Annotated in this window: 9 protein-coding genes; 2 read left to right on the top strand and 7 right to left on the bottom strand. The window is 73.2% G+C overall.

Going from position 1 to position 12,123, the window contains the following annotated elements; genetic code table 11:
* Positions 1-41 precede the first annotated feature (41 nt).
* The 7 genes from ABZ914_RS11825 to ABZ914_RS11795 all read right to left on the bottom strand — a co-directional run bounded on the left by ABZ914_RS11825 (position 42) and on the right by ABZ914_RS11795 (position 9,038).
* On the bottom strand, positions 42-686 hold the full coding sequence (locus tag ABZ914_RS11825) for a class F sortase (protein WP_500192968.1): 645 nt from the start codon (positions 684-686) through the stop codon (positions 42-44).
* Positions 683-1,519 (bottom strand): hypothetical protein, encoded by an 837-nt coding sequence (locus ABZ914_RS11820; protein ID WP_500192967.1) that lies wholly within the window; start codon positions 1,517-1,519, stop codon positions 683-685. The genes ABZ914_RS11825 and ABZ914_RS11820 overlap by 4 nt, the downstream gene beginning before the upstream one ends.
* Positions 1,520-1,684: 165 nt before the next feature.
* The gene (locus tag ABZ914_RS11815) at positions 1,685-3,835 is read right to left on the bottom strand and encodes an MGH1-like glycoside hydrolase domain-containing protein (RefSeq protein WP_500192966.1); all 2,151 of its coding nucleotides are present in this window, start codon (positions 3,833-3,835) and stop codon (positions 1,685-1,687) included.
* A 26-nt stretch (positions 3,836-3,861) separates the two neighbouring features.
* The gene (locus ABZ914_RS11810; protein ID WP_500192965.1) at positions 3,862-5,874 is read right to left on the bottom strand and encodes a beta-galactosidase; all 2,013 of its coding nucleotides are present in this window, start codon (positions 5,872-5,874) and stop codon (positions 3,862-3,864) included.
* On the bottom strand, positions 5,871-6,782 hold the full coding sequence (locus tag ABZ914_RS11805; protein WP_387027719.1) for a carbohydrate ABC transporter permease: 912 nt from the start codon (positions 6,780-6,782) through the stop codon (positions 5,871-5,873). Before ABZ914_RS11805 ends, ABZ914_RS11810 begins: the two co-directional genes overlap by 4 nt.
* Positions 6,779-7,714 (bottom strand): carbohydrate ABC transporter permease, encoded by a 936-nt coding sequence (locus ABZ914_RS11800; RefSeq protein WP_387027717.1) that lies wholly within the window; start codon positions 7,712-7,714, stop codon positions 6,779-6,781. The genes ABZ914_RS11805 and ABZ914_RS11800 overlap by 4 nt, the downstream gene beginning before the upstream one ends.
* Position 7,715: 1 nt before the next feature.
* Positions 7,716-9,038, bottom strand: a complete 1,323-nt coding sequence (locus tag ABZ914_RS11795) for an ABC transporter substrate-binding protein (RefSeq protein WP_500192964.1) — start codon at positions 9,036-9,038, stop codon at positions 7,716-7,718.
* A 102-nt stretch (positions 9,039-9,140) separates the two neighbouring features.
* Between ABZ914_RS11795 and gcvPA the strand changes: the two genes are divergently transcribed.
* A complete protein-coding gene (gene gcvPA, locus ABZ914_RS11790; RefSeq protein WP_500192963.1) occupies positions 9,141-10,505 on the top strand; it encodes an aminomethyl-transferring glycine dehydrogenase subunit GcvPA in 1,365 nt (454 codons plus the stop codon).
* On the top strand, positions 10,502-12,073 hold the full coding sequence (gene gcvPB / locus ABZ914_RS11785) for an aminomethyl-transferring glycine dehydrogenase subunit GcvPB (protein ID WP_433147758.1): 1,572 nt from the start codon (positions 10,502-10,504) through the stop codon (positions 12,071-12,073). Before gcvPA ends, gcvPB begins: the two co-directional genes overlap by 4 nt.
* Positions 12,074-12,123: the final 50 nt, after the last annotated feature.

Below are 12,123 nucleotides of genomic sequence, written 5' to 3'. Positions count from 1 at the left end.
CCAAGACGACGGCTCGCCGCACCTCATTGCGCGGCGGTGGATCAGTGTGCGGCGGTGAGGTGCGCGAAGGCGACGGTGTTGTCCCTGTAGTGGCGGGCGGCGGGGTCGAACCGGCCTCCGCAGGTGATGAGCCGGAGGGACGGCCCCGCCGTGTCGGCGTACACCGCCCGCGTCGGGAAGGCGTCCTTCGGGAACCGGCGGACGGCGTCGACGGTGAACACCGCCGTCGTCCGGTCCGCGCGCCGCACCCGGACGGTCTGGCCGGGGCGCAGCCGTCCCAGCCGGAAGAACACCGACGGCCCCGCCGACGAGTCGAGATGCCCCTCGATGACGGCGGTGCCCGCCTCCCCCGGCGTGACGGAGCCGGTGTACCAGGCGGGCTCGTCCTCGTGCGGAGGGCGGGGCGGTCGCAGCGTGCCGTCGGACCGGAGCCCGGCCCGCCCGACGCGGGCGCGGACGCCGAGCGCGGGGATCGTGAGCCGGGTCGGCGCCGCGGCGGGCAGCGCGAGGCCGTCCGCCGCCTCCGGTTCCCGTGGCGGCGCCCAGGTGGGCGCCGCGGGCGGTGCCTGCGGCGCCCGGTCCCGCTGCCCAGCGACCGAGGCCGCGACGGCGGCGGCCCCGCACGCGAGCGCCGCGAGGCTCAGTCCGAGGGCCCGGCGGTCGCCGCGGAAGAAGGCGGTCCTCATGCGGGCCGGAACGTCGCGCGGTCCCGCCGCCGGACGGACAGGACGCGCGCGAGCGCCCCGGCGCCGAACAGCACTGCGCCCGCCCCGAACAGCCACGCGCCCGTGGCATCCCTGCCGACGGCGGTGGAACCGGTACCCGTCCCGGCGCCACCCGCCGGGATCGCTTTCAGCACGCCGCAGAGCGCGGGCGACGTCACGGCGAGCGGCAGCGACGGCACCAGCTCGCTCTTCTCGTTCCGCGCCTTCCGGCCGAGCGTCCGCGGGTCGTCGCCATGGACGACGACGACCGCGATGCCCTTGTGCAGGGAGGCGACGGCGGCCGGGCTCAGCGTGATCGTCCGCTCGTAGCGCACGCTCGACCCCTTCGGCGCGTTCTTCAGGTCGGTGCCCCCCTGCGGTGTGATGTCCCCCTTCACCGAGAGGGTCGCCTGGATCGGGCCGTAGTACGGTCTGCCCTCCGCGGTGCTGACGACGCCGTCGCCGTTCCGGTCGGCGGACGCGGGCGGGCACATGCCGCGGGCGCCGCCGTGGATGTGCTGCAGGTGCGGGTACGGCCTGCCGTCGAGCGTCGCCGCGAGCCCGGAGTACCGCTCGGTGATCGTCGCGGTGCTCCCGCGCAGCCGCAGCGTCAGCCGTCCGGAGCCGGTCTGGTGGTTCAGGGGCCGCAGCCGGGCCTGGTACGTGACGGTGCCCGCGCCGACCGGGCCCCCTCCGGCCGACGCCGCCGACGCCGACGCCGCTGGGGCCGTCGCCGTCAGCGCCAGGCCGGCCGCACCGCCGAGCGCCAGCGCCGCCCGCCCACCCCGCGACCGAATTGCTCCTTTTATCCGCATTCCTGCCCTTCCCCCCGGCGCCGCCCATCGCTTGGTGATCGCAGGGGAATTGCCCCGGCACAAAGCCCGCTAATGCGCATCGGGCTCACAGGAACGGCAAAATCCGGCGGACCGGAGCGGGCACCGCCGCCCCGCCGCCGGTGCGGGCGGCCGGGCGGCCGCCGGTCAGCCGAGTTCCAGGAGCAGCGCCGCCGACCAGCTGAAATTGGTCGAGTTCAGCGCCGCGCCCGTCAGCGGGTCGTAGTTCTCCGCGATCGGGGCGTCGCCGAGCAGGCCCGCCGCCGAGCCGCGCAGCCGGTCCGCGAGGGACGCCGCGTCCCGCCGGTAGCCGTACCGCTGGAGCCCGGCCAGCGCGAAGTACGCCTGGTCGAGCCAGACGGGCCCGCGCCAGTACTCCTCGGGCGCGAAGTACGGCGAGCTCTTCGCCACCGTCGCGAACGGCACCTTCGTCGCGAACTCCCCCGGGTCGGTGAGCTTCCCCCGGACGGCGGCGGCCTCGGCGCCGCCCGCGACGCCCGCCCACAGCGGGATCGCGCCCTCGATGCCCCGGCCCCGCTCGGTGAGGCGCCGGCCCGACGCGAGGTCGGTGTCGTAGAAGTAGCCGGTCGCCGGGTCGTACATCGCCTTGCGGACGGCGGCGGTGACGGCGCGCTGCCGGGCCGTCCAGCGGTCGGCGTCGGCGCCGCGGCCGAGCCGCCGGGCGATCGCGGCGAGGTAGCCGTCCTCGGCGGCGAGGTAGGAGTTGAGGTCGACCGACTCCTGGTTCAGCGAGTAGCCGACGAGGCGCCCGCCCGCGTCGCGGTTCTCGACCACGCCGGTGCCGAGCGCGGCGTCGAAGCGCGGCGCGTTGTCCATGCCGCTCTCCCACGCGGCGGCCTGCCGGGCGTCCTCCGGCGTCGCGTTCGCGGGGTCGACGGTGGCGCCGTACTCGGCGAGGCCGTCGTGGTCGTGGTCCCGGTCGCGGTACCACCAGTCGTGGTAGGCGACGAGCTTCGGGTACATCTCGCGCAGGAACGCCGCGTCGCCGTTGCGCTGGTAGACCTCCCAGACGGCCCAGGCGGCGAGCGGCGGCTTGCTGTTGCGCTCGTTCCAGTTGCCGCCGCCCTGCGCGGGGTCGTTGTAGAACACGCAGTCGGGGATCATGCCGGCGTCCTGCGGGCGGTCCTTGGAGTCCGCGCGGACCTGGTAGTCGAACATCGACCTGATCTGCGACTCCGCGAGCGCGGGCGCGAAGCGGGCGGTGCCGACGGCCTGCTTCCAGGTGTCCCAGGCCCAGAACCCGCCGGTGAACCACTTGTAGGTGATGGACGGGGTCATCCCGCCGTGTTTGAGCATCCCGGCGGGACCGCGCCAGTTCGTGACCAGCGTCTCCAGCGACTTCACGGCGAGGCGGCGGCGGTCCGCCGGGACGCCGCGGGTCACGGCGGCGACGTAGCCGCGCCAGCGCTCGTCCGTCGCCGCGATCACCCGGTCGGGATCGCGCAGCGGCGCGGCGGCGTCCTCCCGGCTCCGCTCGGCGGCGGTGAAGGTGTAGCTCTCGGTCCAGGCCAGCGCGGACGAGCGGTGCGGCGCGACGGTCAGCGGGCGGGCCAGGTCGATGCGGTAGGCGTCCCCGGTCACGGTCGTGCGGACGGGCCCGTCGTGCCGGACCTCGAACCGCTCGGTGCCGCCGGTGAGGTAGTCCCACGTCTTCCTGACCTTGGCGAACGCGACCGCGACGCCGTCCGCGGTGGCGTGCAGGGACGGCGCGCCCCGCATCGGCTCGGCGTCCGGGCGCAGCAGCTCGCCCGTCCAGCCGACGTGCAGGGTCCGCGGGGCGCGGCCGGTGTTCGCCACCGACGCCCGGACGAGCGCGGTGCGGTCGGACGCGAACCGCAGCTCCAGCGTGAGCCGCAGCCCCGGCAGGTCGTAGGTCTGGCGGAGCGCGCCGGGCAGCGAGGTGAAGCGCGGGTTCGCCGCGGACGCGAGGTCGATCTCCTTGCCGTTCTCGCTGAGCGTGATGCGGCTGAAGGCCTTGCTCAGCCACCACGGATACTCCTGCGCGATGTACAGCGGCCCGGTGAAGCCGCCGTAGGTGGACGTGTCGCCGGGCTTCGGCAGGGCGTAGGCGTGCCAGGCGCCTTGGTCGGCGAACACGTTGACGTCGCTGACCTCGGGCGGCAGGGCCTTCGCCGGGACGCCGTGCAGGTCGAGCACGTCGGCGTAGCCGGCGGGGCCCGGCGGCCGGGGAGGCGGGGCGGCCTCGGCGGCGCCCACGGGGAGGGCGAGTGCGGAGCCGAGCGTCAGCCCGGCCAGGACATGCAGCGATCGACGCATGACGACCTCTTCGGAAGGGGGTGGGTTCAGGCGCGCGCGGTCTTGATGACCGCCGCTCCGTACGGGGGGAGGCGCAGGGACAGGCGGACGGCGGCGCCGGTCAGCAGGTCGGTGCCGTCCGGCGCGGGCGTCTCGCGCTCCTCACCGCTCTGGTTGAGCAGGAAGTAGTAGGAGTGGCCGGGCCCGTCGCGGCGGGTGACCTCGATGCCCGGCGCGGCGTCGAGCACCGGGCGCACCCCGGCGTCGGCGAGCGCCTCGTCCAGCACGAGCCCGATCGCGTCGCCGAGATGGCAGCCGACGTACCAGGCGCGGCCCTCGCCGTGGGCGTTGCGGGTGACCGCGGGGCGGCCGTCCAGCTCGCCGGACAGGTAGGTGCCCGCGACATCGGCGGTCAGCGGCTCCAGCCACTCGCTCCACAGCGTCGCGGCGGCCCGCCGCCCGCCGATCTCCACCGGGACGGACGCGTCGTCGGGCACGGGCCAGAACTCGTCGACGACGACGCCGAGCACGTCGCGCAGCGGCGCCGGGTAGCCGCCGAGGTGGACGTGGTCGTGCTCGTCGACGATGCCGCTGAAGAAGCCGCACACGAGCCGCCCGCCGCCGGCGACGTACGAGGTGAGCCGTGCGGCCGTCGCCTCAGCCGTCAGGTACAGGTTCGGCGCGAGGACGAGCCGGTACCCCGCCAGGTCGGCGTCCGGCGGCACGAAGTCGACGGCGACGTTGCGGTCCGCCAGGGCGCCGTACCACGTCCGGACGAGGTCGCGGAGCCGGAGCCGGGCGGACGGCCGGTCGTCCAGCTCCAACGCCCACCACGAGTTCCAGTCCAGGACGATCGCGACGTCCGACGCGATCCGGGTGCCCGCGACCTCGGCGAGCCGGGCGAGGTCGCGGCCGAGCGCCACGGTCGCGGCCCACTGCCGTCCCTCGGTCCCGCGATGCGGCAGCAGCGCGCTATGGAACTTCTCCGCCCCGGCCCGCGACGCCCGCCACTGGAAGTGCAGGACGCCGTCCGCGCCGTGCGCCACCGTCTGCAGCGACCACAGCCGCGCCAGCGCGGGCGGCTTCGGCACGTTCACCGGACGCCAGCTCACCGCCGACGGCGCCTGCTCCATCAGCAGCCACGGGCGGCCGCCCTTCAGCGACCGCATCAGGTCGTAGTTCATCGCCGCGCCGACGTGCGCCTCCGGATCCGCCGGATCCGGATACGCGTCGTCGGACACCACGTCCTCGTGCGCGGCCCACGTCCAGTAGTCGAGCGGCTTGAACATCGACATGAAGTTCGTCGTCACCGGCACGCCGGGCGCGACCTCGTCGAGCTCGGCCTTCTCCCGCAGGTAGCAGCCGAGGAGCGCGTCCGAGCAGAACCGCCGCCAGTCCAGCGCCTGCGTCGGGTTCACCGGGCCGGGCGCGGTGCGCGGCGGCTCGATCTCCTCGAACGTCCCGTAGCGCTGCGACCAGAAGTCGGTGGCCCACGCGGCGTTCAGCGCGGCGACGTCGCCGTACCGGTCGCGCAGCCAGCGCCGGAAGTCCACCGCGGACGCCTCGCAGAAGCACTCGGTGACGTGGTCGCCGTACTCGTTGTGGACGTGCCACATCGCCAGGGCCGGATGGTCCCGGTACCGGGCGGCGATGGTGCGCGCCAGCCGCGCCGCCGCGTCCCGGTACACCGGGGACGACGGGCAGTAGTGCTGCCGGGACCCGAACTCCAGCCGCACCCCGTCCGCCGTGACCGGCAGGATCTCCGGGCGCGCCCGCACCAGCCACGCCGGCGGGGACGCCGTCGCGGTCGCGATATCGGCGGCGACGCCGTGCTCGGCGAGCAGGCCGAGGACCCGGTCGAACCAGCCGAAGTCCCACTCGTCCGGTCCGGGTTGCAGCCGGGCCCAGGAGAAGACGCCGACCGTCACCAGCGTGACCCCGGCCTCCCGCATCAGCCGGGCGTCCTCCGCCCACACCTCCTCGGGCCACTGCTCCGGGTTGTAGTCGCCGCCGTACAGCAGCCCCGGCACCCGCGTGATCCCTCGGTTCGCTTCGCTCATCCTTTGACGGCACCCCCAAGAAGCCCAGACACGAACTGCTTCTGGAACAGGAAGAACAGCAGCATCACGGGCAGCGTCGCGAGGAACGAGCCGAGGATCAGCCCCGCGTAGTCGACGTGGCTCTGCCCGATGAGCGTGTACAGCGCGACGGGGGCGGTGTACTTGTCCTCTGTGTTCAGCATCAGCAGCGGCCACAGGAACGCGTTCCACTGCGTCATGAACGAGAAGATGACCAGCGCGCCGAGCTGCGGCCGCACCACCGGCAGCACGATCCGGTAGAAGATCCGCAGGTCACCGGCGCCGTCCATGCGGGCCGACTCGATCAGCTCGTCCGGGAAGCCGAGGAACGCCTGGCGCATCAGGAAGATGCCGAACGAGTTGGCGAGGAACGGCAGGATCACCGCCTGGTAGGTGTCCACCCAGCCGAGGCTCGCCATCATCTGGAACAGCGGGACGAGCAGCACCTGGAACGGGATCATCATCGTCGCCAGCACCAGGCCGAGCAGCAGCCCGCGGCCCCGGAACCGGTACTTGGCCAGCCCGTACCCGCACATCGCGGAGATCAGCGAGCTGAGCACCGTGTACACGACGGAGACGCCGACGCTGTTCAGCATCACCCGGCCGAAGCCGATCGAGTGCTGGAGCGCGACGAGGTTGTGCAGCAGCCGCCCGCCCGGCAGGAACGGCGGCGGCGACGCGAACAGCTCGGCGTTGTCGCGGGTCGAGGCGACCACCATCCAGTAGAACGGGAGGGCGCTGACCAGCGCGCCGGCGGTGAGCGCGAGCACCGCGGCGGCGCGGCCGAGCAGGCGGACGCGGCGCGGCGCGGGCGGCCGGGTCCGGGTGCGCGGCGGTGTGCGGGGCGGCGTGCGCGGGGGCGTGGACGCCCGCGCGGGCAGGGAGGTCATCGCGACGCGTCCTTCCCGAGGAAGCGGAACTGCGCGTACGAGATCAGCCCGATGATCAGGACGACGACCCAGGCGATGGCCGCCGCGTAGCCGAAGTCCAGCTGCTCGAAGCCGACCTTGTACAGGTAGAGGACCGGCGACATGGTGGCGTTGCCCGGCCCTCCCTTGGTGAGCACGTAGTTCTCGTCGAACAGCTGCAGCGTGCCGATCGTCGAGGTGACGAGGCAGAACAGGACGACCGGCCGCAGCTGCGGCAGCACCACCCGGACGAACGTGGTCGCCGGGCCGGCGCCGTCGATCGCGGCGGCCTCGTACTGCTCCCGGCCGATGCCCTGCAGCCCGGCGAGCAGGATCACCGCGTTGTAGCCCGTCCACCGCCAGGTGATCGAGCCGATCAGCGCGATCCGCGCCCAGCCGGGGCCGTTCAGCCAGTCGACGCTCGGCAGCCCGACGGCGGTGAGCGCCTGGTCGACGAGGCCGTCGTCGGTCTTCAGCAGGACGCGGAACACCACCGAGTAGGCGACCAGCATCGTCACGGCGGGCAGGAAGCAGGCGATCCGGTACGTCGCGCGGAACCGCAGCCACGACTGGTTCAGCCCGTACGCCATGGCGAGCGCCAGCGCGATCATGACCGGGACCTGGACGACGAGGATGAGCGCGATGTTCCGCATCGACGTCCAGAAGACGGGGTCGTGCATCATCCGGCGGTACTGCGCGAGCCCGACCCAGGTGGTGACGCCGTCGCGGTCGGCGGTGAAGCTCTGGTAGAGCCCGGCGAGCAGCGGATAGGCGAAGAACACGCCGAACAGCGCCGCCGCCGGGCCGGCGAACATCCACGGGGCCGTCCGCGAGGTCCGCCGCCGCCCGCGCGCGGAAGGCGCCTTCGTCCGGGCGGCCGCGACCGGTTTCCGGGCCGTCGTCTGCTGCGCCATGTCAGCCGGCGATCCGCCGGCCGGTGGCGGCGGCGATCTGCTTGGCGGCCGAGTCGAGCGCCTGCTTCGGGTCCTCGCCGTGCAGGACGATGCCGGAGACCGTGCCGTTGACGATGTCGCGGGCCTTCGGCATGTCCTTGTTGTCCTCGACGGGTGGGACGCTGCTCTCCAGGTCGGCGAACGTCTTGAAGACGGGCTGGCCGCCGTAGTAGTCCTGCGGGGCCGTGACGTACGGGTCCTTGAGTGCGGGCAGGTAGGCGGGGAACAGCCCTTCGGTCCTGAGCATGGACACCTGGTTCGCGGTGTCCGCGAGCATGAACTCGACGAACGCCCAGGCCGCCGCCGCGTTCTTCGTCTGGCCGGTGACGGCGAGGGCGGACCCGCCGTCGTTGGACGTCCGCACGCCGCCGGCGTCGAACGCGGGCAGCGGCACGACGCCGAACTTGCCTTTGAGCTCCTTCATCTCGTCGGTGAGGGTGCCCGACCACCACACCGCGTACGGGGTGGTCGCGACCTTGCCGGCCTTGGTGGCGGCGACGAGCCCGTCCCAGCCCTTCTCGAACTGGATGAGGCCCTTGCCGGCGAGCGTCTTCAGCAGCGTCGCGGCGCGCACGCCCTGCTGGTCGTTGACGGCGATGAGGCCGTTCTTCATGTAGTGCTGGCCCTGCTGCTGGAGCAGCATCGGGAAGACGCTGTCCTCTTCGGGGTCCATGACGAGGAGCTTCTTGCCCGTCCTGGCCTTGATGCGTTCGCCTGCGGCGACGTAGTCGTCCCAGGTGCGGATGGAGGCGGGGTCGACGCCGGCGTCCTTGAGCATGTCGGTGCGGTAGAAGAGGGCGCAGGGGCCGCTGTCCCAGGGCAGCGCGAAGACCTTGCCCTTCTCGTCGGTGACGTACTTCCAGGCGGCCTGCGCGAAGCTCGTCCGGTACCGCGCGGCGAGCGCGGTGACGTCGTAGAGGCCGCCGGGGAAGACGCCGATGTAGCCGGGCAGCCGGCCGCCCTCGACGGTGAGGACGTCGGGCAGGCCCTTGCCCGACTTCAGCCCGACGGTGATCTTGTCGTAGGCGTTGTCGTAGCCGATGTCGACGACGTCGACCCGCACTCCGGGGTGCCGCTGTTCGAAGGCGGGCGCCAGCCGCTTGAGCGCCTTCGCCGCCACGTCCCACGACCAGACGCTGACGGTTCCCTTGATCTGGCCGGACGCGGCCGAGCTCAGCGCGGGCCCGGCCTTGCGGACGCCGCCGGTCGCGCAGCCGGCGGCCGCGAACAGCGTCGAGACGACACCGGCGGTCAGCACCGTCCGCCGCTGGATGCCCGTCGCCATCTTGCCTCCAAGTGGATGCAGGGATAATGCTGTATACAGCACACTGCATCATGTGTTTTCGTCAAGAGGTCCGACGAGAAAGCGACGAAAGCGAGGGAGCGCGTGGGCGTTCACCCGTACATCCCGAACTCCGTGCCCGCGGTGAAGGCGGAGATGCTGGCCGCCGTCGGCGCCGCCGACGTCGCGGAGTTCTACGCGGACGTGCCCGAGTCCATCCGGCTCGGCCGCCCGCTCGACATGCCCCCGCCGCTGCGCTCGGAGGCCGCGCTCGTCCGGCACGTCGGCGGGCTGCTGGCCCGCAACACCGGCACCGGCGACGCCCTCAGCTTCCTCGGCGCGGGCTGCTACCGGCACCACGTCCCGGCGGTCGTCGACGAGGTGGTCAACCGCAGCGAGTTCCTCACCGCCTACGCGGGCGAGCCCTACGAGGACCACGGCCGCTTCCAGGCGCTGTGGGAGTACCAGTCGCTGATGGGCGAGCTGCTGGAGATGGACGTGGTGAACGTCCCGGTCTACGACGGGTACCAGGCGTCCGCGACGGCGCTGCGGATGGCCGGCCGGATCACCGGCGCGCGGCGGCTGCTGCTGGTCACCGCCGTCGCCGCGGACAAGCTCTCCAAGATCGAGGACTACGTGCGGCCGGTGCACGACGTGGTCGTCGTCCCGGTCGACGCGTCCACCGGGCTGGCCGACCTCGCCGCCGTGCGGGCGGAGCTGGCGGCGGGCGACGTCGCCGCGGTCTACGCGGAGGCACCGTCGGCGTCCGGCATCATCGACCCCGCGCTGACGTCGCTGGCGGACCTCGCGCACGGCGCGGGCGCCCTGTTCGTCGCCGGATGCAACCCGATCTCGCTCGGCGTCGTCGCGCCGCCCGCCGCCTACGGCGCCGACATCGTGTGCGGCGACATCCAGCCCCTCGGCGTCCACATGGCCTACGGCGGGCTGAACGGCGGGTTCATCGCCACCCGCGACGAGGAGCGGTTCGTCGCGGAGTTCCCGTCGCGGCTGTTCGGGCTCGCGCCGACCCGCGTCGAGGGCGAGTACGGGTTCGGCGACGTCGCCTACGACCGCACCTCGTTCGCGCTGCGCGAGGAGGGCAAGGAGTGGGTCGGCACCGCCGCCGCCCTCAACGGCATCACCGCCGGCGTCTACCTCGCGCTGATGGGCCCGCAGGGCATGCGCGAGGTCGGCGAGACGATCATGGCGAACACCCGGTACGCGCTGGACCGGCTCGCCGCGGTGCCCGGCGTCGAGACGCCGTACGCCGCCGCGCCGCACTTCGCCGACTTCACCGTCCGCTTCCCCGGCTCCCGCACGTCCGCCGAGGTCAACGACGCCCTGCTGGAGCACGGGATCTTCGGCGGCGCGGTCCTGTCGCGGACCGACGCCCTGTACTGCGTCACCGAGGTGCACACCAGGGACGAGATCGACCGCCTCGCCGACACCCTCCAGGAGATCGTGAAGTGAAGACCGACCGCTCCCCCGTCTCCACCGCCGACGCCGTGATCGGGCCGAAGCCGCCGCTGCGCCGCTTCCACCAGGCCCGCTGGGACGAGCCGCTGCTGTTCGAGCTCGGCAGCCCCGGCGAGCGCGGCGTGCTGGTGCCCGCGCCCGAGGTGCCGCTCGACGACACGCTCCCCGAGGGGCTGCGCCGCGCCGCGCCGCCCGCGCTCCCGGAGCTGTCGCAGCTGCACGTCCTGCGGCACTACCTGCGGCTGTCGCAGGAGAACCTCGGCGTGGACCTCAACGTCGACGTCGGGCAGGGCACCTGCACGATGAAGTACAGCCCGAAGGTGAACGACCAGTTCGTCCGCGACCCGCGCATCGCCGACCTGCACCCGCTGCAGGACGAGCGGACCGTGCAGGGCGTCCTGGAGATCGTCCACCGGCTGGAGGGGCTGCTCAAGGAGATCTCCGGGATGGACCGGTTCTCGCTCCAGCCGGGCGCCGGGTCCGCCGCGATCTACGCGAACGTGTCGATGATCCGCGCGTACTTCGCCGCGCGCGGCGAGACCGAGCGGGACGAGGTCATCACGACGATCTTCTCGCACCCGTCCAACGCCGCCTGCGCGAAGACCGCCGGGTTCAAGGTCATCACGCTGTACCCGGACGCCGACGGCTACCCCGACATCGAGGCGCTCAAGGCCGCCGTCGGGCCGCGCACGGCGGCGCTCCTCATCACCAACCCGGAGGACACCGGGATCTTCAACCCGCGGATCGAGGAGTTCGTCCGGATCGTCCACGAGGCGGGCGGGCTGTGCGCCTACGACCAGGCGAACGCCAACGGCATCCTCGGCATCACCCGGGCCCGCGACGCCGGCTTCGACCTGTGCCACTTCAACCTGCACAAGACGTTCTCCACCCCGCACGCGTGCGGCGGGCCCGCCGCCGGGGCGTGCGGCGTCACCGCCGAGCTGGCGCCGTTCCTGCCGACGCCGACGGTCGAGTTCGACGGCGAGCGCTACCGCCTGGACGACGACCGCCCGCAGTCGGTCGGGAAGATCCGGCCGTTCCACGGCGTCGTGCCGAACCTCGTCCGCGCGTACGCGTGGATCATGTCGCTCGGCGCCGACGGGCTGCGCGAGGCCGCCGAGGTCGCGGTGCTGAACAACAACTACCTGATGAAGAAGGTGCTGGAGATCCCGGGCGTGTCCGCGCCGTACGCGGCGGGGCGACGCCGCATCGAGCAGGTGCGCTACAGCTGGGAGCGGCTCGCCGAGGAGACCGGCGTGCACACCGAGGACATCGGGCTCCGCACGGCCGACTTCGGCACCCACTACTGGACGAGCCACCACCCGTTCCTCGTCCCGGAGCCGATGACGCTGGAGCCGACCGAGTCCTACTCCAAGGCGGACCTGGACGAGTACGCCGCCATCCTCGCCGAGGTGGCGCGCGAGGCCCGCGAGGAGCCGGAGACCGTGCGGACGGCGCCGCACCGCTCGACCGTGCACCGCGCGCGCGAGGACGTCCTGGACGACCCCGCGACGTGGTCGGTGACCTGGCGCGCCTACCGCCGCAAGGTCCTCGGCGGATGAGGTTCGGGCTGGTGGTCAACCCGGTCGCCGGGATCGGCGGCCGGGCCGGC

Source organism: Spirillospora sp. NPDC046719, assembly GCF_040645715.1.
Lineage (GTDB): Bacteria > Actinomycetota > Actinomycetes > Streptosporangiales > Streptosporangiaceae > Spirillospora.
This window is presented reverse-complemented; position numbering and strand designations above follow the sequence as displayed.